The sequence below is a fragment of the Streptomyces sp. PKA51 genome, assembly GCF_057552455.1.
The window spans coordinates 108,579-129,470 of record NZ_BAAJPZ010000016.1; the positions used below are offsets into that span (position 1 = coordinate 108,579).

Genomic DNA, 20,892 nt, shown 5'->3' on the forward strand with positions numbered 1-20,892 from the left:
AACGGAGAAAGGGCGGGGCCGGGGACAGCCCCGCACGGCCCCGCCCTCCCGCGGCCTCAGCCCGTGTTGCGCAGGCCGGCCGCGATGCCGTTCACGGTCAGGAGCAGGGCGCGCGAGACCACGGAGTCCGGGGCTTCGCCCCGGGCCGCCGCCTCGCGCTGCCGGTGCAGCAGCGTCACCTGCAGGTACGAGATCGGGTCGAGGTAGGCGTCGCGGACGCGGAACGTCTGGCGCAGGACGGGGCTGGCGGCCAGCAGCTCCTCCTCGCCGGTGATCCGCAGGACTTCCTGGACCGTCAGCGCGTGCTCCGCCTTGATCACGTCGAAGACGTGCCGCAGTTCCTCCGGGACCAGCGTGTCGACGTAGTGCTGCGCGATGCGCAGGTCCGTCTTGGCCAGCGTCATCTCGACGTTGGAGAGGAAGTTGCGGAAGAAGTGCCAGCGCTCGTGCATCTCGGCGAGGACGGAGTCCAGGCCGGCCTCGCGGGCGGCGCGCAGGCCGGAGCCGACGCCGAACCAGCCGGGCACGATCTGCCGTGACTGCGTCCAGCCGAACACCCACGGGATGGCGCGCAGGCCGTCGAGGCCGGCGCCGGAGTCGGGGCGGCGGGAGGGCCGGGAGCCCAGGTGCAGTTCGGCGAGCTGGTCGACCGGCGTGGAGGCGAAGAAGTACGCGGGCAGGTCGGGGTCCTCGACCAGGCGTCGGTAGGCACCGTGGGCGGCGTCGGAGACGGTGTCCATGGCCGCGTCCCAGCGGGCGAGTGCCTCGTCCGACTGCCGGGGGGCGGTGTGCAGGGCGGATGCCTGCAGGGTGGCGGCGACGGTCAGTTCGAGGTTCTCCCGGGCGAGGGAGGGGATCAAGTACTTGTCGGAGATGACCTCGCCCTGCTCGGTCACCTTGATCTCGCCCTCCAGGGTGCCCCACGGCTGGGCGAGGATCGCGTCGTGGGTGGGGCCGCCGCCGCGGCCGACGGTGCCGCCGCGGCCGTGGAAGAGCCGCAGCCGCACCCCGTAGCGGTGGGCGACGTCGCGCAGGCGGCGCTGGGCCCGGTGGATCTCCCACTGCGAGGTGGTGATGCCGCCGAACTTCGAGGAGTCGGAGTAGCCGAGCATGACCTCCTGCACGTCGCCCCGCAGGGCGACCAGGCGCCGGTAGGAGGGATCGGCGAGCATCTCGTCGAGGATCCGGTCGGCCTCGCGCAGCTCGTCCGTGGTCTCCAGCAGCGGCACGATGCCGATCTTCGCCCAGCCGGCGTGCAGGTCGATCAGGCCGGCCTCGCGGGCGAGGACGGCGGCGGCGAAGACGTCGTCCGCGCCCTGGCACATGGAGATGATGTACGACTCGACGACCTCGGGGCCGAAGGTCTGCAGGGCCTCGCCGATGGTGTGGAAGACGCCGAGGGTCTTCTGGCCGGCCGCGTCCAGCGGTGCGGGGGTGGGGGCCAGGGGGCGGCGGGAGCGCAGTTCCTTGGCGAGCAGCCGGCCCCGGTAGTCGCGGGGCATGTCGGCGTAGCGCCAGGACTCCTCGCCGAGCCGGTCGAAGAGCTGGCCGAGGGCGTGGTGGTGGGCGTCGGCGTGTTCGCGCACGTCCATGGTGGCCAGGTGCAGGCCGAAGGCGGCGAGGGTGCGCAGGGCCCGCTCCAGGCGCCCGTCGGCGATGAGCCGGCCGCGGTGGGCGCGCAGGGAGTCCTGGATGAGCTGCAGGTCGGCCAGGAGTTCGCCGGTGCCGAGGTAGTCGCGGCCCTCCTGGTGGGGGGTGCCCTTGGCGAGCCGTTCGCGGGTGTTGACCAGCTTCTGGCGGATGCAGGTGGCCTTGAGGCGGTAGGGCTCCTCGGCGTTCAGCCGCTTGTAGCGGGGGCTGATCTCGGGGAGCAGTTCGAGGTCGCGCTGGAGGGAGGTGAGCAGTTCCTCGGTGGCGCCGCTGTTGCGGATGGAGTTGGACAGGGCGCCGCGCAGCACGTCGACGAGTTCGAGGGCGTCGGTGATGCCGTGCTCGTGCTGCAGTATCAGCACGTCCCAGGTGACGTCGGGGGTGACGTTGGGGTTGCCGTCGCGGTCGCCGCCGATCCAGGTGCCGAAGGTCAGCGGGCGGGTGGTGGCGGGCAGGTCGACGCCGACGCGCTCGAGCTCGGCCTGGAGGTCCTCCAGGACGTCGCCGACGGCGTCGGCGTGCAGCTCGTCGAGGTAGTAGATGGCGTTGCGGGCCTCGTCGGTGGGCTCGGGGCGGGAGACGCGCAGCTCGTCGGTCTGCCAGAGCAGGTCGATGTTCTCGGCGAGCCGCAGGTCGGTGCGGCGCCGGTCGCCCTCGCCGGGGGTGGTGGCGGTGGGGTCGTCGAGGAGCTCGGCGATGCGGCGGAGCTTGTTCAGGACGCTGCGCCGGGCGGCCTCGGTGGGGTGGGCGGTGAAGACGGGGCGTACGCCGAGGTGCTCGACGGTCTGCCGCAGGTGTTCGGGGTCGGCGTCCTTGAGCTGGTCGGCGGTGCGGGCGAGGATCGAGCCCTCGGCGGCGCGGCGGGCGCGCAGTTCGCGGCCGCGGTGCACCTGCTCGGTGACGTTGGCCAGGTGGAAGTAGGTGGAGAAGGCCCGCACCAGCTTGGCGGCGGTCTGCGGGTCGGTGCTGCCGAGGAGTTCGGCGGCGGCTTCGCCGTCCGTACGGGTCAGGGCGCGCACGCGCTCGACGAGGTCGAGGAGCTCTTCACCCTCCTGGCGGACCAGGGTCTCGCCGAGGAGGTCGCCGAGACGGCGGATGTCGGCGCGCAGGGCGGCGTTGGTGTTGTCGGCACTGCTCACAGGTGCGGCTCCTTGCGATGTTTCCGAGCACGTCTGGAGGGGTGGCGGACCGCGCTGTCCGACGCCCCCAGCATAGGTCGCCGGGCGACGCGCGGTCGGCCGCGGCCTCTTGCCCGGGGGCCGAGCCCTGCCATACTTACGAAGCCGTAGGTTACGGAACCGTAGCCACGAGACCGTAGCCAAGCCCCGACCCCCATGAGGGAACCCATGACTGCAAGCCCCGACGTGATCGAAAACGCGCCGAAGGCCCTGGAGACCCCCCTTCCCTCCGCCACTCTCGGAGGGGAGCAACGCCGGTCGATCGAGCAGATCACTCTGCTGATGTTCATCGTCGTTCCGTTTCTCGCCCTGCTCGCCGCGGTCCCGCTCGCCTGGGGCTGGGGCGTGAGCTGGCTGGATCTCGGCCTGATGACGGCCATGTACTTCATCGGTTGCCACGGCATCACCATCGGCTACCACCGCTACTTCACGCACGGCGCGTTCAAGGCCAAGCGGCCCCTGCGGATCACGTTGGCGATCATGGGTTCGATGGCGGTCGAGGGGCCGCTGGTGCGCTGGGTGGCCGACCACCGCAAGCACCACAAGTTCTCCGACGGCGAGGGCGACCCGCACTCCCCGTGGCGCTACGGCGAGAGCGTGCCGGCCCTGCTGAAGGGCCTGTGGTGGGCCCATGTCGGATGGATGTTCGACTCCGAGCAGACGCCGCAGCAGAAGTACGCCCCGGACCTGATCAAGGACCCGGCCATCCGCGCGGTCTCGCGGCAGTTCGTGCTGTGGACGACGGTCTCGCTGCTGATCCCGCCGCTGGTGGGCGGCCTGGCCACCTGGTCCTGGCAGGGCGCGGTGACGGCCTTCTTCTGGGGCTCGCTGGTGCGGGTGGCACTGCTGCACCACGTGACCTGGTCGATCAACTCGATCTGCCACGCGGTCGGCAAGCGCCCGTTCAAGTCACGCGACCGCTCCGGCAACGTGTGGTGGCTGGCCGTCCTGTCCTGCGGCGAGTCCTGGCACAACCTGCACCACGCCGACCCCACCTCCGCCCGGCACGGCGTGCTGCGGGGCCAGCTGGACTCCAGCGCCCGCCTCATCCGCTGGTGCGAGCAGGCGGGCTGGGCGTACGACGTGCGCTGGCCGGACGCGGGCCGGATCGCCGCCAAGCGGCGGCCCCAGGAGACGGGCGGGGAGGGAAGTGCCGCACACGCGGCATGATTGACGGCGTGGCGATCGACAGCAATACCAGCGACAAGGACCTGCCCGCCCCCTCCGGGAGCCGGCGTCCGCGCCCCCGCCGGGTGCGGATGACCGGCGCGGAGCGCCGCGAGCAGCTCCTGGACATCGGTCGCGCGCTCTTCGCCGAGCGGGGGTTCGAGGGCACGTCGGTGGAGGAGATCGCGGCGAAGGCCGGGGTCTCCAAGCCGGTGGTCTACGAGCACTTCGGCGGCAAGGAAGGGCTGTACGCGGTGGTGGTCGACCGCGAGATGCGCCAGCTGCTCGACATGGTCACCGGCGCCCTGACCGCGGGCCACCCCCGCGAGCTCCTGGAGCAGGCGGCGTTCGCCCTTTTGGACTACATCGAGAAGTACACCGACGGTTTCCGCATCCTGGTGCGGGACTCGCCGGTCGCCCAGTCGACGGGCACCTTCGCCTCGCTGATCAGCGACATCGCCACCCAGGTGGAGGACATCCTGGGCCTGGAGTTCAAGGCCCGCGGCTTCGACGCCAAGCTCGCCCCCCTCTACGCCCAGGCCCTGGTGGGCATGGTGGCCCTGACCGGCCAGTGGTGGCTGGACGTGCGCAAGCCGAAGAAGGCCGAGGTGGCCGCCCATCTGGTGAACCTGGCCTGGCACGGCCTGGACGGCCTGGAGCCCAAGCCCCGCCTGGTGGGCCACCGCAAGAGCTGAGCGCTCAGCCCGGCTTGCGCGCCACCACGAACACCCGCCGGAACGGGAACGGCGTGCCGTACGGGCGCCTCGGGTACGCCTCGCGCAGCCGTGCCGCGTACTCGGCAAGGAAGGCGTCCGTCGCCTCCTCGTCGTCCGCGAGGGCCGTCAGGGCCGGGCGCAGGCCCGTGCCGCGGATCCAGTCGAGGACGGGGTCCTCGCCCTGCAGGACGTGGACGTACGTCGTCTCCCAGGCGTCCACCGCGCAGCCGAGCCGGGTCAGCCGATCGAGGTACTCCTGCGGCTGCAGGACGTCCACGCGGCGGCGGCCCGCCTCGCCGAGGCGGTCGTGCCAGCGCGGGGAGGCGCACAGCTCGCGCAGCAGGGCGTGGCTGGGGGCGTCGCCGTTGCCGGGGACCTGGAAGGCGAGGGTGCCGCCGGGGGCGAGGGCGGCGAGCCAGGCCGGGAAGGCGGCCGCGTGGTCCGGCACCCACTGCAGGGCCGCGTTGGAGACGATGAGGTCGTAGGGCCCCTCCGGCTGCCACGTGGCGATGTCCGCGTGGGCGAAGGTGATGCGGTCGCCGGCGTGGGCGCGGGCCTCGGCGAGCATCTCGGGGGAGTTGTCGAGGCCCAGGACGTCGGCGTCGGGCCAGCGTGCGGTGAGCAGGGCGGTGACATTGCCGGTGCCGCAGCCGAGGTCGGCGATGCGGGCGGGCCGCCGGTCCTGCCCGGGCAGCTCGGGGATGCGGGCGAGCAGGTCGTGGAAGGGGCGCGTGCGGGGGCCGCTGTGGCGCAAGTATTGGCCGGGGTCCCAGGAGGGTGTGGCTACTGGGGGCATGCCCTCAGGATCCGCGCCCACTTATCTTGATGTCAAGAGACTTCATGTCGACAGACCAACTACACTAATCACATGGAGGACGAGGTCGATCGGCTGGTCGCGGCGTGGCGCCGAGAGCGCCCCGATCTCGACGTGGAACCACTGGAAGTGCTCAGCCGGGTCTCCCGGCTCGCCCGGCATCTCGACCGGGCCCGGCGCACCGCCTTCGCCGAGCACGAGCTCGAACCCTGGGAGTTCGACGTGCTCACCGCGCTGCGCCGCGCCGGCTCGCCGTACCAGCTCTCGCCGGGCCAGCTGCTCACCCAGACCCTGGTCACCTCCGGCACCATGACCAACCGCATCGACCGGCTCGCCAAGAAGGGCCTGGTCCGGCGGGAGCCCGACCCGAGCGACCGGCGCGGCGTGCTCGTCCGGCTGACCGACGAGGGGCGGGACCGGGCCGACCAGGCGCTGGCCGGCCTGCTCGCCCAGGAGCGGGCCATCCTCGTCGAGCTCTCCCCCGCCCGGCGCACCGAACTGGCCGGGCTGCTACGCCAGTTGACCGCCCCGTTCGACAACGTCCCCGGTTAGGTCCACCGGGCCGACCCCGGCCCGCCGGGCCAGCGCCACGGCCGCCAGCGTGGAGTGCACGCCCAGCTTGCCCAGCACGTTTTGCATATGGGTGCGGACCGTGTGCGGGGAGAGGTACAGCCGCTCGGCGACGGCCTTGCGGCCCAGCCCCGCCACCATGCAGCGCAGCACCTCCCGTTCGCGCGGCGTGAGCGACTCCACCAGCCGCTCGCTCTCCGTGCGGTGCTTGCGCGCGGCCGTCAGCTCGCGCAGCACGCCCGTCAGGAGGGCCGGCGGCAGATGCGTCTCGTCGCGCAGCACCCCTCGTATCACCGCGAGCAGGCGGGAGAGCGAACAGTCCTTGGCCACCCAGCCGCCGGCGCCCGCCTGCAGCGCGGCCGCGGCCCGGCGCGGGTCGTCCCGCTCGGCCAGCACCACCGTGCGCACTCCCGGATGGCCCGTGCGCACCCTGCCGACCAGCGAGATCCCGTCGACCGCACTGTCGGCGCCGTCCCCGCCGGGACCCCGGGGCTGGGCCGGTACGTGCGCCACCTCCCCGCCCGCCGCCGCGCCGAGGTCGGCGTCGATCAGCAGCACGTCGAAGCGCCGCCCTTCACCTGCCGCGCGCTCCAGCGCGCGCAGCGCCGCCGGCCCGCTGCCGGCCGCCGCGACGTCGACGTCCTGCTCCGCCGCGAGGGCGGCGGCGAGCGACTCGGCGAAGATGCGGTGGTCGTCGACCACCAATACCCGAATACGTGCCACAACCACCCCCATGTCCTGGTGGGCGAACACAGCGCGGGTACGGCGCCCGGGCGGGGGCCGCCGCACGCGCACGGCCGCCGCCGTGCCCGCCAACCACCCCACCCCGGGCGTCGTACCTGCCTGCCTCGCCCCCTGATCAGCACCGGCCCCCACCGGCGCTGTGATTCAGCGTACGGCCGGGGCGGGGTGCCGGTGGCGTATTGGCAAAAGTGCTTGACCCCGCTGTTTATGGTGAGCTTTATGTTCAGTATTGAGGCGGTGAACGATCCCGAACGACGGGATGTGGTGTTAGCGCGTCTGCGGGCGTCCAACTCCGAACGCTCGTCCGTACTGCGCGCGTTGGGGGGAACGTCCGCGCGGGAGCACGTCCCGCTGCACGTCTTCGCGACCGGCCCGGACGGCGAACTGGCGGGCGGCCTCGTCTGCCGCCTGCAGTGGTGCTGGCTCCACCTCGAACTCCTGTGGGTCGACGCCCGGCACCGCGGCAGCGGGCTCGGCAGCCGCCTGGTCGCGCGGGCGGAGGAGGAGGCCCGCACCGTGCACGGCGCCGTGGGCAGCCAGGTGGAGACCTGGGACTTCCAGGCCCCGCACTTCTACCGCAGGCTCGGCTACGAGCTGGTCGCCACGATCGACGACTACCCGCCGGGTGTCGCCAACCACCTGCTGACCAAGCGCTTCGGCTCCTGACGCCTCAGTACGGCCGGGCCCGGTGCGCGCCCGGTGCCGGCACCGCCTCGAAGACGGCGGGGGCGCGGCCGCCCGCGGCGGTGAGCGCTGCGGACACCGCCTGCGTCACCTTCCCCACCGCCCCCGCCTCCACCAGGGCGACGACCGAGCCCCCGAACCCGGCCCCCGTCATCCGCGCCCCCAGGGCACCGGCCGCGACGGCCGTGTCCACCACGAGGTCCGACTCCGTGCAGGAGACGGCGAAGTCGTCGCGCAGCGAGGCATGGCCGGCCGTCATCAGGGGGCCGACCGCGCGCACGTCCCCCGCGTCGAGCAGCGCCGCCACCTGCGCGACGCGGTCGTTCTCGGTCACCACGTGCCGCACGAGCGGGCGCAGCTCCGGAGCGCCCGACGCCGTCAACGCGTCGAGTGCGGCGTCCAGTTGCCCGTACGGCACGTCGCGCAGGGCGCGCAGACCCAGGATCCGGGCGGCGCGCTCGCAGCCCGCGCGCCGCCGCGCGTACTCGCCCGCCCCCACCGCGTGCGCGACCCGCGTGTCGACGACCAGCAGCCGCAGCCCGGCGCCCGCCGCATCGAACGGCACCTGCCGCCGTGCCAGGTCCCGCGTGTCCAGGTGCAGCACGTGCCCGGCCTCGCAACAGGCCGCCGCCATCTGGTCCATGACCCCGCACGGCACGCCCGCGAAGTCGTTCTCGGCGCGCTGCACCAGCAGGGCCAGCCCGGGCCGCCCGATGCCCAGCCCGTACAGCTCGTCCAGCGCCAGCGCCGTGGCCACGCCCAGCGCGGCGGACGACGACAGGCCCGCACCCGCCGGCAGCTCGCTCTCCACGTGCAGGTCGGCACCGCCCACCGGGTGCCCCGCGGTGCGCAGCGCCCACAGGACCCCCGCCGGATAGGCGGCCCAGCCGCGCACCGTGCCGGGTGCCGGATCGCCCGCGTCCACGATCCCCTCGCCGGCCGCCGCGGCGGAGTGCACCCGCAGCCGGCCGTCGGGGCGCGGCCGGGCGGCCACCCACGTTCGCAGCGGCAGCGCGAACGGCATGACGAAGCCCTCGTTGACGTCGGTGTACTCCCCGATCAGGTTGACCCGGCCCGGCGCCGCCCACACCCCCGCGCACGGCACCCCGTACCGGGCGCGGAACGCCCGCGCGGCCTGCTGTGCGCTCACGCGCGCCGCCGGGCGAACTCCCAGGCGTCCTCGACGATCCCGGCCAGCTCCGGCCGCCGCGGCCGCCAGCCGAGCACCTCGGCGGCCCGGGCCGCCGAGGCGACGAGGACGGCCGGATCGCCGGGCCGTCGCGGCGCCGGACGCTCCGGTACGGGATGCCCGGTCACCTTGCGGACGGTCTCGACGACCTCGCGCACCGAGAAGCCGTTGCCGTTGCCGAGGTTGCACACCAGGTGCTCGCCGGGGCGCACGGCGGCCAGCGCCAGCAGGTGGGCCTCGGCGAGGTCGGCGACGTGGATGTAGTCGCGCACGCAGGTGCCGTCGGGCGTCGGGTAGTCGTCGCCGTAGACGTCGACCGCCTCGCGCCCGCCCAGGGCCACCTGCAGCACGAGGGGGATCAGGTGGGTCTCGGGGGCGTGCCGTTCGCCGTGGCGGCCGTCGGCGCCGGCGACGTTGAAGTAGCGCAGGGACACCGCGCCCAGGCCGTGGGCCGCGCACTCTCCCGCGATCATGTGGTCCACGGCGAGCTTGCTCGCGCCGTAGGGGTTGGTCGGGGCGGTGGGGGCGTCCTCGGTGAGGGGGACGGCGGCCGGTTCGCCGTAGACGGCGGCGGTGGAGGAGAAGACCAGGCGGCGCACGCCGGCCTCCCGCATGGCCGCCAGCAGGTCGAGCGTGCCGCCGGTGTTGTTGCGCCAGTACTTCTCGGGATCGGCGACGGACTCCCCCACCTGCGAGCAGGCGGCGAAGTGCAGCACGGCGTCGTACGAGCCGTTCACATGGCGCGCGGCATCCTGCACGCGCCCCTCGACGAAGTCCGCGCCCTCGGGCACGGCGTCACGGTGCCCTGTCGACAAATCGTCCAGAACCGTCACCCGGTGCCCCGCCCGCAGCAGGTGCGCCGCCACCACACTGCCCACATAGCCCGCACCACCCGTGACCAGGAACGTCCCCGCGCTCATGCGCCCGCCGCCTCTCGCAGTCGCTCGGCCGCGGCCTCCGGCGGCACGTCGTTGACGAAGACGTTCATGGCGGACTCCGAACCCGCGAGGAACTTCAGCTTGCCGGGAGCCCGGCGCACGGTGAAGAGCTGGAGGTGCAGGCCGAATTCATCCCTGTGGGGGTGCACCACCGGCGCCTGGTGCCACGCACACACGTACGGGGTCGGCGGCGCCTCCGCGCCGAACAGCCGGTCGAAGCGGCGCAGCAGGTCCAGGTGCAGCGCCGGGAACTCGGCGCGGGCCGCGTCGTCCAGCGCGAGCAGGTCCGGCACGCGGCGGCGCGGATGCACCTGGACCTCGTACGGCCAGCGGGCGGCCCGCGGCACGAAGGCCGTCCAGTGCGCGCCCTCGGCGACGACCCGGCGGCCGTCGGCGCGCTCCTGCGCCACGACGTCCTCGAACAGATTCCGCCCGGTCCCCGCCCGGTGGGCGGCGGCACGCTCCAGCATGCGGGCCGTGCGCGGCGTCACGAACGGATAGGCGTAGATCTGCCCGTGCGGATGCGCCAGGGTGACGCCTATCTCGATGCCGCGGTTCTCGAAACAGAAGACCTGCGCCACATCGGGCAGCTCCGACAGCTCCGCCGTCCGGTCCGTCCAGGCGGCGAGCACCAGCGCGGCCCGCTCCGGGGCCAGGGCCGCGAACGACGCGTCGTGGTCGTCGGTGAAACACACCACCTCGCAGCGGCCCGCCTCCCCCGACAGGGCGGGGAAACGATTCTCGAAGACGACGACGTCGTAGTCGGCGGCAGGAATCTCCGTCGGCCGGCCCGGCCGGGACGGACACAGCGGACACTGCTCCGGGGGCGGCAGATGCGTACGCTCCTGGCGGTGCGAGGCGACGACGACGCTCTCGCCGAGCAGCGGATCCTCACGGACCTCGCCGGCGGCGGGGCGCGGCGGGAGGGGGCGCACATCGGTGACGGCGCCGCGGGCGGCGTCGTCGCGGGCGTCGTAATAGATCAGCTCGCGGCCGTCCGCGAGCCGGGTGGCCGTCTTCTTCACGGCACCATCCCTCCCCGCGAGGGGGGCACCCCGAAACGGGCCGGCTGCGCCGGGGCTCCGCCCCGTAGGGGCGCGGGGCAGCGCCGATCTGTGGCTGCCGCCGCGTGGGCGCGACCGGCCACGACGCGCCCGCAGGCGGGCGAGGCCCGGCACTCCACCTGCGGGCGCGTCGTGGCTTGTCGCGCAGTTCCCCGCGCCCCTACGGGGCGCTGCCCTACGCCTCCGCTCAGCGGCCCGGCTGGGCCGGGATCGCCCCGGCCCCGCGTGCCGCCGCTCGCTCCAGGAGCCCCGTGCGGGCGGCCAGCGCCGCCGCCTCCAGCCTCGACCCGACGCCCAGTTTCATCAGCACCCGCTGCACGTGCGTGCGGGCGGTGCTGGGCGCTATTCCCATGCCCGCCGCGATGAGCCGCGTGTCCTCGCCCTCGGCGACCCGGACCAGGACCTCCACTTCGCGCGGCGTGAGCAGCTGCAGCAGTCGTGCGCCTTCGTCGTCCGGCTGGGCGGCCGGGTTGAGCAGTTCGACGAAGGCTCCCTGCAGGAGTTGCGGATCGACGGCGGCCTCGCCGGCCCGTGCCTTCATCATGGCGCGTTCGACGCCTTCGATGCGCTCGTTGTGGCGGACGTACCCGGAGGCTCCGGCGGCGAAGGCGGCCGCGATGCCGAGGGGGTTGGGCACGGGGCCGAGGACGACGACGGCGACCTGGGGGCGTTCGCGTTTGATGCGGACGACGGGGTCGAAGACGCCCGGTTCGGCGGGGGACGCGGTGCCGAGCAGGCACACCTCGGGTGCGCGGCTGATGACCAGTTCCGCCGCTCCCGCGCTGGGCGCGGCCGCCGCGAGGACGCGGTGGCCGCGCAGCTTCAGCGCCGAGGCGAGGGCCTCGGCCAGCAGTCGATGGTCGTCGACCACCATGAGCCGCACGCCCATCAGCTTCCCCCCTGTCGCCCGACTGTCCGTGCGCGGTGGCCCGGTACCGACCACGCAAGTCTGTATGTCTCCATGTCTCCCCGGCACCCTCTTGCCCGGGAAGCTACACGCTTGTTCGACGTTCCGCGCCCCTTACCGGTGAGAAGTCCCCCGGAATGCCGAAATCCCTGCCCATCACGTGTACTTCCCGACTGAAACGGATCGTTCAGGCATGCACACGCGGTGAACAGGGATACGGCTGGAGCGCTCGTCAAATGATCAGGATCAGCTGCCCCCGAAGATCATCAGGGAGTATTCCTTGCCGAGCTGCACCGCGCGCGGCTTGTCGGCGTACTTGCTGCCCAGGTAGAGCCGGCCCTGGCTCCACAGCGCCGGGTTGAGGGTGGGCGTGAGGCGGCCCTCGCTCTGGGCCGAGGCGGTCGGATTCTTCAGCAGAACATCGGTCTTGAACGTCTTCGGATCGATTCGTACCACTTTGCCGCCCGACTTGTAGGTCGGATCCTGGTAACCGATGGGGTAGCCGTCCTTGTCGATGCCCAGCGGGACCAGAGTGGAACCGGGTGTGCCCTCGGCCTTGCCCCGCGACTGCCCGGTGGCCAGATCGAATCCGACGATCTCGTTGACGCGGCCGGGCTGCTGCGGGTTGCCGCTGGTGTGGTCCTCGGTCGGGAGGTAGAGGGTGTCCTTGCTGACGGCGAGCTTGAAGCAGCCCTCGACGTTGGTGGCGTCACACTTCGGCGTATAGGCGCCGTGCTCCGAGGAGATCTTCGAGCGCAGCTTGGCCTCGCTGCCGCTGTCGTCGAGCACCATGAAGTCGGAGGCGCTCCCGCTACCCTCACCTGCCTCCACCGCGACGACCAGCGGGTCGGTCGACGCTACGTGGACCCACTTGATTCCCGAAGGCACCTTGAAGACCGACTTGATCGCACCGCTGCCCGGGTCGAGGGTCTGCACCTGCATCTGCGGCCGGTCGTACTGGCCGCAGCGGCGCACCGCGACGAGCTTGCTGCCGCCGCCGTAGCCGTCGTCGCGGCAGTCGTCGCCCTGCTTGGGCTTCCACAGCTCCTTGCCGTCCAGCGACCAGGCCGCACCGCCGCTCGTCCCGCCCGCGGCGACCGTGCCGCCGCCGACGGTGACCTCGTTGAAGCGCAGCTCCTGGTCGCCGTTCTTCAGCGACTTCTGCCACAGCTTCTTGCCGTTGTTCAGGTCGAGGGCGACGACCTGGCTGCACGGGCCGCCGTACTTCTGGTCGGCGCTCGGCTTGCTGGACTTGGTGAGCACCGCGGTCTTGCCGTCGGCGGTGGTCTGCTGGGACGACCAGCAGATCTCGCCGTCGAGCGGGATCTCCCACTGCTTGCCGCCGGACAGGCCGTAGCCGACCACCTTGTAGACGTCGGCCTTGGCGGCGACCTTGTCGGTGACCCACATGCCCTTGACGGAGACGAGGTCGGTGACGGGCGTGGGGTCGACGCCGAAGAGCAGCTTGCCCTCGACCGTGCGGGGCGCCTTGCCGCCGCCCTGCTGGCCGTTGCCGGACTGGCTGGTGGAGCCGCCGCCCTTGGCCTCGTCGTCCTTGCCGCCGCCCTGGGTGGCGAACCACACGCCGCCACCGGCGACGAGCAGCAGCGCGACGGCGGCGCTGACGATGACCGCCGTGCGCTTCTTCGTGCCGGCGGGAGCGGGGGCGCCCGGGTAGGGCGCGGCACCCGGGTAGGGGGCGGAGACCGGCGGGTACGCGCCGGGCTGCGGGGTCTGGCCGGGGTAGCCGTAGCCGCCGGCGGGCGGCGCGGCCGGGTAGCCGTAGCCGGGGGGCGCGGTGGGCGGCGGGGGCGTCTGGGGGTAGCCGTAGCCGGGGTCGCCGGGCCGCCCGCCGGGCGGGGGCGGCGGAGGCGGCGGGGCCTGGGGCGGCTGCGGGGCCTGGGGCGCCGGCACCTGCGGGGGCTGCTGCTGCGGAGGCTGCTGCTGCGGGGTCACCACCAGGGTGGCCGGCGGCACCTGCGGCGCGGCGGCCGGCGGCTGGGCGGGGGGCGCCTGCGGCGGCTGGGGCGGCTGCGCGGGCGAGGGGGCGCCGAATCCCGAGCGGGGGTCGTGTGGCGCGCCGAAGCCTCCGCCCGGCGGGGCCGGCGGGCCCTTCGGCGGTTCGGGGGGCTGGGGCGGCTGTGACATCGGCTTTCCTCTGGGTGCGCGGACGGGGGTACGAATCCCGCCAGTGTGCGGCAGGCGAGCGGGTGTTCTTTGTACCACCCGGCACCGACGGCACAAGGGCCGATCCCTGGAGGTATCAACCACCTGAGACCGGCCCGTGACGAGACTGTTGCGCCGTGTCCGCCCCCGTGCGCGCGGCGCGGCCGCGCACAACCCCTTACGCGTCGTCGGCCAGTTCGAGCCAGCGCATCTCGAGTTCGTCGCGTTCGGCGGCCAGTTCGCGCAGTTCGGCGTCGAGCTTGGCGACCGCCTCGAAGTCGGTGGCCTGTTCGGCGATGCGCTCGTGGAGCTTGGTCTCCTGCTCGCCGATGCGGTCGAGGCGGCGCTCGATCTTCTGCAGTTCCTTCTTGGCCGCGCGGGCGTCGGCGGCCGGCTTGGCGGGCCTGGCGGCGGCCGGGGCGGGGGCGGGCGGGGCGGCGGCCTCGGCGGCCTGCTGCCGGCGCTCCAGGTACTCGTCCAGGCCGCGCGGCAGCATCCGCAGGGTGCGGTCGCCGAGCAGGGCGAAGACGCGGTCGGTGGTGCGCTCGACGAAGTACCGGTCGTGGCTGATGACGACCATCGAGCCGGGCCAGCCGTCGAGGAGGTCCTCCAGCTGCGTGAGGGTCTCGATGTCGAGGTCGTTGGTGGGCTCGTCGAGGAAGAGGACGTTGGGCTCGTCCATCAGCAGGCGCAGGATCTGCAGGCGGCGGCGCTCGCCGCCGGAGAGGTCGCCGACCGGCGTCCACTGCTTCTCCTTGGTGAAGCCGAACTTCTCGCAGAGCTGTCCGGCGGTCATCTCGCGGCCCTTGCCGAGGTCGACGCGGTCGCGGACCTGCTGGACGGCCTCCAGGACGCGCTTGGCCGGGTCGAGCTCGGCGACCTCCTGCGAGAGGTAGGCGAGCTTGACGGTCTTGCCGACGACGACCTTGCCGACCGGCGGCTGCTTCTCGCCCTCGGTGCGGGCGGCCTCGGCGAGGGTGCGCAGCAGCGAGGTCTTGCCGGCGCCGTTGACGCCGACGAGGCCGATGCGGTCGCCCGGGCCCAGCTGCCAGGTGAGGTGCTCGATGAGCGACTTGGGGCCGGCCTGGACGGTGACGTTCTCCAGGTCGAAGACGGTCCTGCCCAGCCGGGAGCTGGCGAACTTCATCAGCTCGGAGGTGTCGCGCGGCGGCGGCACGTCGGCGATCAGCTCGTTGGCGGCCTCGATGCGAAAGCGCGGCTTGCTGGTACGGGCGGGGGCGCCGCGGCGCAGCCAGGCGAGCTCCTTGCGCATCAGGTTCTGCCGCTTGGCCTCCTCGGTGGCGGCGATGCGCTCGCGCTCGGCGCGGGCGAAGACGTAGTCGCTGTAGCCGCCCTCGTACTCGTGGACGGTGCCGCGCTGGACGTCCCACATGCGGGTGCACACCTGGTCGAGGAACCAGCGGTCGTGGGTGACGCACACCAGGGCCGAGCGGCGCTGCTGCAGGTGGCCGGCGAGCCAGGAGATGCCCTCGACGTCGAGGTGGTTGGTGGGCTCGTCCAGCACGATGAGGTCCTGGTCGGCGATGAGCAGCTTGGCCAGGGCGATGCGGCGGCGCTCGCCACCGGAGAGCGGGCCGATGACGGTGTCCAGGCCCTGCGGAAAGGCGGGCAGGTCCAGGCCGCCGAAGAGGCCGGTGAGCACGTCGCGGATCTTGGCGTTGCCGGCCCACTCGTGGTCGGCCATGTCGCCGACGACCTCGTGCCGGATCGTTGCTGCGGGGTCGAGGGAGTCGTGCTGGGTGAGCACGCCCAGGTGCAGGTGGCCGGCGTGGGTGACGCGGCCCTTGTCGGCCTCCTCCAGCTTGGCGAGGATGCGGATGAGCGTGGTCTTGCCGTCGCCGTTGCGGCCGACCACGCCGATCCGGTCGCCCTCGTTGACGCCGAGGGAGACGCCGTCGAGCAGGGCACGGGTGCCGTACACCTTGTCGACGGCTTCCAGATTGACCAGGTTGGCTGCCATTGGGCTCCTCGCTTGCTGGGACTGTCTCCAGGATCCCACGCCCCGCGGGCGCCCCGGACGGGCGCCCGCGGGGCGGGGCCGGGAACGGATGTGCCGGGGTCAGATGCGGACGCGGCCGCCGGTGTCCTTGCCGGTGCCCGTGGCGATCGTTCCGGCGTCGCTCCAGCGGTCGGCGCGGCCGGCGCCCTTGTTGATCCAGGCGTGCACGGCGCCGTCGTCGTCCACGGCGAGGTAGTCGGCCCTGCCGTCGCCGTCGACGTCGGCGAAGCGCACCGCCGAGCCGGGCACCTTGGGGACGCCGCCGGCGATGCGGCCGGCACGGGTCCAGCGGTCGGCCGCGCCGGCGCCGGTGTTGATCCAGGCGTCGACGGAGCCGTCGTCGTTCACGACGAGGTAGTCGGCCCTGCCGTCGCCGTCGACGTCGGCGAAGCGCACCGCCGAGCCGGGCACCTCGGGGACGCCGCCGGCGATGCGGCCGGCGGCGATCCAGCCCTTGCCCTGGTCGCCGCCGTTGTTGAGCCAGGCGCGCACGGAGCCGTCGTCGTCGACGACGAGGTAGTCGGCCTTGCGGTCGCCGTTGACGTCGGCGAAGCGCACCCGGTCGGCGGGTGCCCCGGGGACGCCCGTGGCGAGGCGCCCGTAGCGCTTCCAGTCGTCGGGCTTGTCGGCGCTGCCGTTGTTGAGGAAGGCGCGGACCGAGCCGTCCTTGTCGAGGATCAGGTAGTCGGCCTTGCCGTCGCCGTCGACGTCGGCGAAGCGCACCTTGGTGCCGGAGGCGTAGTCGCCGGTGGCGATGCGGCCGAGAGGGGCCCAGCCCTTGCCGGTGTCGCCGCCGTCGTTGCGCCAGGCGCGCACGGAGCCGTCGTCGTCGACGACGAGGTAGTCGGCCCTGCCGTCGCCGTTGATGTCGACCTTGTAGTCGCCCTGCGGTGCGGCGGCGGGCGGGGCGGGCCGGACGTCGACGGTCGGCCGGATCCAGTCGTCGGCGGCGGCGCGGGCGATGCCGCCGTAGAAGGCGTCCGCCATCTTCGCGTAGCCGGCGTCCCTGGGGTGCAGCCGGTCGCCGATGTCCTTCAGGGTGACGGCGCCCATGTCCACGTACCCGACGTGCAGGCCCTTGCGCTGCCGCTCGGCGACGAGCCCGGGCAGGGTGCTGTTGTACTGCTTGACGCGCTCGTTGCGCGCCGGGTCGTCCCCGGTGTTGTTCGGTACGAGCGAGGAGACCAGGACCGTGATGCCGGGGGCCGCGGCGGTGATGCGGTCGACGAGGGCGGCGAGGCGGGCGGGGGCGTCCGCGGAGTGGAAGTCGGCGTCGATGTCGTTGGTGCCGATGTTCAGGGTGACGACATTGGGCCGGGCCTGCGCGAGCCAGCGGTCGATGTTGTCGGCCAGGTCGTCGATCATCCAGCCGGGGTGGCCCTCGTTGTCCTGGCCGTCGGTCCGTACGGAGCCCACGAAGCGCAGGTCGCCGGCGTGCCCGGCCAGGCGGTCGCGCAGGGCGACGCGGTAGCCGGAACCGGTGGAGCTGCCCACCCCCCGGGTGATCGAGTCGCCGAGCGGCATGACCGCGAGCCGCGGCACCGTCCAGTCGGCGGCGGGCGTCGCCGCGGGGACGGGTACGGGTGCGGCCGCCGCGGCGGCCACGGAGGTGCCGGCGAACAGTCCGGTCGTCACCAGCGCCGTGGCCACGGCGGGCACGAGGCACCGGGCGGCGGCACGGCGGCGGGAGGGTCGTATGGAGGTCATGGGCCCGGGCCTCGGTCGGGGCCGCCCCTGCGGCGGCCGGAACACCCCTATTGTCCCCAACCCATGATCGTCAACGGGAGCGGGTCAGCCCGCCACCACCGTCGCCCCCGGCACCGGGCCGCGGGCCGTGCGCACCGTCCGGCAGGTGCCCGAGGCGGACAGGGCGTCGGCCACCTTGCGGGCCGCGGCCTCGTCCGCCGCCAGGAAGGCGGTCGTGGGTCCCGAGCCGGAGACCAGCGCGGCCAGGGCACCGGCCCCGCTGCCCGCGGCGAGGGTCCCGGCCAGCGCGGGGCGCAGGGACAGGGCGGCCGGCTGCAGGTCGTTGGCCAGCACGGCCGCGAGGGCGGGCGCGTCACCGGCGCGCAGGGCGGCCAGGAGAGCCGCCGACGGCTCCGGGTCGGGAACGGCCGTCCCGGCGCGCAGCCGGTCGCACTCGGCGTACACGGCCGGCGTGGACAGGCCGCCGTCGGCGACGGCGAAGACCCAGTGGAAGGTGCCGCCGGTCTCCAGCGGCGTGAGCAGCTCGCCCCGGCCGCGGCCGAGGGCCGCGCCGCCGACGAGGCTGAAGGGCACGTCGCTGCCGAGCTCGGCGCAGATCTCCAGCAGCTCCTCCCGGGAGGCGCCCGTGCCCCACAGGGCGTCGCAGGCCAGCAGGGCGCCCGCGCCGTCGGCGCTGCCGCCGGCCATGCCGCCCGCGACGGGGATGTCCTTGGCGATGTGGAGGTGCACGTTCGCCTCGCGCCCGTGCCGGGCGGCGAGGGCGAGGGCGGCGCGGGCGGCCAGGTTGGTGTCGTCCAGGGGCACCTTGTCCGCGTCCGGCCCCTCGCAGGTGATCTTCAGCCCGTCGTGCGGGCGCACGGTGACCTCGTCGTACAGGCCCACGGCCAGGAAGACGTTGGCCAGGTCGTGGAAGCCGTCCGGCCGCAGCGGGCCCACGGCCAGCTGGACGTTGACCTTGGCCGGTACGCGGACCGTGACGGATGCGGTCACTGAGTGGCGCCCTTCTGCTCGGCGATCGCGGCGAACTCGTGGACGGTCAGGGACTCCCCGCGGGCCTGCGGCGAGATCCCGGCGGCCACCAGGGCCGCCTCGGCGGCGGCCGCCGAACCGGCCCAGCCGGCCAGCGCCGCGCGCAGCGTCTTGCGACGCTGCGCGAAGGCGGCGTCGACCACGGCGAAGACCTCTTCCTTGGTGGCCGTCGTCTCCACCGGCGCGCTGCGGCGCACCAGCGAGACCAGGCCCGAGTCGACATTCGGCGCCGGCCAGAAGACATTGCGGCCGATGGCACCGGCGCGCTTGACCTCCGCGTACCAGTTGGCCTTCACCGACGGCACGCCGTACACCTTGTTGCCCGGCCGCGCGGCGAGCCGGTCGGCGACCTCCGACTGCACCATCACCAGCGTGCGCTCGATGCTCGGGAAACGGTCGAGCATGTGCAGCAGCACCGGGACGGCGACGTTGTACGGCAGGTTGGCCACCAGTGCCGTCGGCGCCGGACCGGGCAGCTCCGCCACGTGCATGGCGTCGCTGTGCACCAGCGCGAACCGGTCGGCGCGCCCGGGCAGCCGGGCGCCGATCGTCGCGGGCAGCGCGGCCGCCAGCACGTCGTCGATCTCCACGGCGGTCACCCGGTCCGCGACCTCCAGCAGGGCCAGCGTCAGCGACCCCAGGCCGGGGCCGACCTCGACGACCACGTCGTCGGGCCGCACCTCGGCGGTCCGCACGATGCGGCGCACGGTGTTGGCGTCGATCACGAAGTTCTGACCGCGCTGCTTGGTGGGGCGGACCCCGAGGGCGGTGGCCAGTTCGCGGACGTCGGCCGGGCCGAGCAGGGCGCCGGACTCGCCGGAGGGGTCTGTGCTGGGGCTGGAGCTCACCCGTGAAGTTTACGGCCGCACACCGGCCACGGGCTCGCCCCCCGGCTGACGTACAGCTTCTTCGCCCGGAACGTCTGCTCGTCCGACGAGGCGTCCTGCGGGCGACCGCTGCCGCCCAGCGACTGCCAGGTGCGCACGTCGAACTGGTACAGCCCGCCGTACGTGCCCGACGGGTCCACGGCATCGGGCCGCCCGCCCGCCTCGCACTGCGCCAGCGCGCCCCAGTTCAGGTGGTCCGCGCCCTGCACGGTGGCCGGCCTGGCCTTCGTCCCCACCTTGACGATCTCCGTCCTGGGCTGCTTCACCACCTGCGTGGAGACCTTCTTCGGCTTCTGCTGCACCCCGTTGACCGTGCGCAGGGCGTACGTCACCCGCTGCACGCCCTTCTCACCGCGCTGCACGACCACCTCCGTGCCCTTGTACAACGTCGGATCCTGGCGGCGCTCGGTCGGGAAGTCGATCGGCTCCTCGCGGGTCTCGGTGTCGGCCGAGATCCGCATGATGGAGATCGTCTGCCCCTCGCGCGGGAAGCTCTCCGGATCCACGGACGTGGTGTCCTGACCGTTCAGCCCGATCCCGGCCTGCTCCAGCGCCTCGCGCACCGTCGCCGCGTTCGTACGGATCGTGCGCTCCCGGCCGTCGGCCATGAACGTCACCGTGCGCTCCGTCCGCACATCCAGGTCCAGCCCCTGGCGCCCGATGGGCGCCGAACGGGACGCCGACAAATACGCCCCCTCGGCCCGCACACCCAGCTGCCGCAGGGCCCCGTCGACCGTACGGGCCGTCGTCCACACCTGGCGGCGCTCCCCGTCGAGCGTCAGCGCCACCGGCCGCCCGTACCGCACGATCACCTGATCACCGGCCGCCAGATCGTGATGCGGCCCCGGCGCCACGATGTCGTGCTCCCCGACGGCCATCCCCTCGTCGGCCAGCAACTCGGCCACGTCACCGGCGAACGTGTGCAGGGTGCGGGGCCTGCCGTCGACACTGAGCTGGACGGTCTTGTCCCCCGCGATGAACGCGGACGTCCCACCGGCCAGAAAAGCCACGACAAGCGCCTGCGGCACCAGCCGCCGCAACGCGTCGGGCCGCTCCCCCCGCCGCCGCGCACCCCCGCCCTCGCCCTCCCGCGCCCGCCGAGCCGCAGCCCGGCCGCCGGGGGCGGCGCCGCTCCCCGGGGCGGCGACCCGGCCGCCGGGGGCGTGGCCAGGCCCGGTCGGATACGGCCCGGCGTCGGCGCCGGCGGGGCCACCGGCGGGCGGGTACCCGCCCGGGATGCGGCCACTGCCCGGCTCGCCGCCCTCGCCCCACCGCGCAGCGGCCCGGCCGCCGGAGGCGGGGCCGCTCCCCGGGGCGGCGGCCCGGCCGGCTTCCTGGCCCGGCCACGCCACGGCGCGCCCGCCGTCGGGCGGGTATGCGGCGCTTCCCACCGCGGCCGTGTCGCCGAGGGCAGGCGGATACCCACCCGGGGTGCGGCCACCTGAGCCCTCGCCGCCCCCCG

17 protein-coding genes are annotated in these 20,892 nt (G+C 73.8%); 4 read left to right on the top strand and 13 right to left on the bottom strand.

The window, feature by feature from the left end; genetic code table 11:
- Positions 1-56 precede the first annotated feature (56 nt).
- A complete protein-coding gene (ppc, locus tag AC27L3_RS22505) occupies positions 57-2,789 on the bottom strand; it encodes a phosphoenolpyruvate carboxylase (protein WP_487235852.1) in 2,733 nt (910 codons plus the stop codon).
- Positions 2,790-2,996: 207 nt separating this feature from the next.
- On the opposite strand from ppc, the gene AC27L3_RS22510 reads away from it, so the two are divergent.
- A complete protein-coding gene (locus AC27L3_RS22510) occupies positions 2,997-3,998 on the top strand; it encodes an acyl-CoA desaturase (RefSeq protein ID WP_487235853.1) in 1,002 nt (333 codons plus the stop codon).
- Entirely contained in the window at positions 3,995-4,690 is a 696-nt protein-coding gene (locus AC27L3_RS22515; protein ID WP_365966019.1) for a TetR family transcriptional regulator, read from the top strand. Before AC27L3_RS22510 ends, AC27L3_RS22515 begins: the two co-directional genes overlap by 4 nt.
- Before the next feature lie 4 nt (positions 4,691-4,694).
- Here the strand turns inward: AC27L3_RS22515 and AC27L3_RS22520 are convergent, their stop codons facing one another.
- Positions 4,695-5,507: a trans-aconitate 2-methyltransferase gene (locus tag AC27L3_RS22520; RefSeq protein ID WP_487235854.1), complete on the bottom strand. Its 813-nt coding sequence runs from the start codon at positions 5,505-5,507 to the stop codon at positions 4,695-4,697.
- Between the two features lie 72 nt (positions 5,508-5,579).
- Between AC27L3_RS22520 and AC27L3_RS22525 the strand changes: the two genes are divergently transcribed.
- A complete protein-coding gene (locus AC27L3_RS22525; protein WP_487235855.1) occupies positions 5,580-6,077 on the top strand; it encodes a MarR family winged helix-turn-helix transcriptional regulator in 498 nt (165 codons plus the stop codon).
- Here AC27L3_RS22525 and AC27L3_RS22530 read toward each other — a convergent pair.
- Positions 6,036-6,818: a response regulator transcription factor gene (locus tag AC27L3_RS22530; protein ID WP_487235856.1), complete on the bottom strand. Its 783-nt coding sequence runs from the start codon at positions 6,816-6,818 to the stop codon at positions 6,036-6,038. The two genes, AC27L3_RS22525 and AC27L3_RS22530, sit on opposite strands and share 42 nt — an antisense overlap.
- 339 nt (positions 6,819-7,157) lie before the next feature.
- Here AC27L3_RS22530 and AC27L3_RS22535 point away from each other — a divergent pair, with 339 nt between their 5' ends.
- A complete protein-coding gene (locus AC27L3_RS22535; RefSeq protein WP_487235857.1) occupies positions 7,158-7,505 on the top strand; it encodes a GNAT family N-acetyltransferase in 348 nt (115 codons plus the stop codon).
- 4 nt (positions 7,506-7,509) lie between these two features.
- Here the strand turns inward: AC27L3_RS22535 and galK are convergent, their stop codons facing one another.
- From galK to AC27L3_RS22585, 10 genes are all read right to left on the bottom strand, one after another.
- Entirely contained in the window at positions 7,510-8,673 is a 1,164-nt protein-coding gene (galK, locus tag AC27L3_RS22540; RefSeq protein WP_487235858.1) for a galactokinase, read from the bottom strand.
- Positions 8,670-9,632 carry a UDP-glucose 4-epimerase GalE gene (galE, locus tag AC27L3_RS22545; protein WP_487235859.1) on the bottom strand — a complete coding sequence of 321 codons (963 nt, stop codon included), beginning with the start codon at positions 9,630-9,632 and terminating at the stop codon, positions 8,670-8,672. Before galE ends, galK begins: the two co-directional genes overlap by 4 nt.
- Positions 9,629-10,675 carry a galactose-1-phosphate uridylyltransferase gene (galT, locus tag AC27L3_RS22550; RefSeq protein WP_487235860.1) on the bottom strand — a complete coding sequence of 349 codons (1,047 nt, stop codon included), beginning with the start codon at positions 10,673-10,675 and terminating at the stop codon, positions 9,629-9,631. The genes galE and galT overlap by 4 nt, the downstream gene beginning before the upstream one ends.
- A 226-nt stretch (positions 10,676-10,901) precedes the next feature.
- Entirely contained in the window at positions 10,902-11,603 is a 702-nt protein-coding gene (locus AC27L3_RS22555) for a response regulator transcription factor (protein WP_344437690.1), read from the bottom strand.
- Between the two features lie 264 nt (positions 11,604-11,867).
- A complete protein-coding gene (locus AC27L3_RS22560; RefSeq protein WP_487235861.1) occupies positions 11,868-13,769 on the bottom strand; it encodes a hypothetical protein in 1,902 nt (633 codons plus the stop codon).
- 196 nt (positions 13,770-13,965) lie between these two features.
- Positions 13,966-15,768 carry an ABC-F family ATP-binding cassette domain-containing protein gene (locus tag AC27L3_RS22565; RefSeq protein ID WP_487235862.1) on the bottom strand — a complete coding sequence of 601 codons (1,803 nt, stop codon included), beginning with the start codon at positions 15,766-15,768 and terminating at the stop codon, positions 13,966-13,968.
- Positions 15,769-15,867: 99 nt separating this feature from the next.
- On the bottom strand, positions 15,868-17,514 hold the full coding sequence (locus AC27L3_RS22570) for an FG-GAP-like repeat-containing protein (RefSeq protein ID WP_487235863.1): 1,647 nt from the start codon (positions 17,512-17,514) through the stop codon (positions 15,868-15,870).
- Positions 17,515-17,598: 84 nt separating this feature from the next.
- Entirely contained in the window at positions 17,599-18,504 is a 906-nt protein-coding gene (locus tag AC27L3_RS22575) for a 4-(cytidine 5'-diphospho)-2-C-methyl-D-erythritol kinase (protein WP_487235864.1), read from the bottom strand.
- Positions 18,501-19,391, bottom strand: coding sequence for a 16S rRNA (adenine(1518)-N(6)/adenine(1519)-N(6))-dimethyltransferase RsmA (rsmA, locus tag AC27L3_RS22580; protein WP_487235865.1), 891 nt, complete (start codon positions 19,389-19,391; stop codon positions 18,501-18,503). Before rsmA ends, AC27L3_RS22575 begins: the two co-directional genes overlap by 4 nt.
- Positions 19,388-20,782 (bottom strand): resuscitation-promoting factor, encoded by a 1,395-nt coding sequence (locus AC27L3_RS22585; protein ID WP_487235869.1) that lies wholly within the window; start codon positions 20,780-20,782, stop codon positions 19,388-19,390. Before AC27L3_RS22585 ends, rsmA begins: the two co-directional genes overlap by 4 nt.
- Positions 20,783-20,892 lie beyond the last annotated feature (110 nt).

Bases quoted from the DNA above. Each gene is read 5' to 3' on its own strand.
- AC27L3_RS22565 (WP_487235862.1), bottom strand. From the start codon at position 15,768: ATGGCAGCCAACCTGGTCAATCTGGAAGCCGTCGACAAGGTGTACGGC.
- AC27L3_RS22520 (WP_487235854.1), bottom strand. From the start codon at position 5,507: ATGCCCCCAGTAGCCACACCCTCCTGGGACCCCGGCCAATACTTGCGC.
- galE (WP_487235859.1), bottom strand. From the start codon at position 9,632: ATGAGCGCGGGGACGTTCCTGGTCACGGGTGGTGCGGGCTATGTGGGC.
- AC27L3_RS22560 (WP_487235861.1), bottom strand. From the start codon at position 13,769: ATGTCACAGCCGCCCCAGCCCCCCGAACCGCCGAAGGGCCCGCCGGCC.
- AC27L3_RS22570 (WP_487235863.1), bottom strand. From the start codon at position 17,514: ATGACCTCCATACGACCCTCCCGCCGCCGTGCCGCCGCCCGGTGCCTC.
- AC27L3_RS22510 (WP_487235853.1), top strand. From the start codon at position 2,997: ATGACTGCAAGCCCCGACGTGATCGAAAACGCGCCGAAGGCCCTGGAG.
- AC27L3_RS22555 (WP_344437690.1), bottom strand. From the start codon at position 11,603: ATGGGCGTGCGGCTCATGGTGGTCGACGACCATCGACTGCTGGCCGAG.
- AC27L3_RS22525 (WP_487235855.1), top strand. From the start codon at position 5,580: ATGGAGGACGAGGTCGATCGGCTGGTCGCGGCGTGGCGCCGAGAGCGC.
- AC27L3_RS22515 (WP_365966019.1), top strand. From the start codon at position 3,995: ATGATTGACGGCGTGGCGATCGACAGCAATACCAGCGACAAGGACCTG.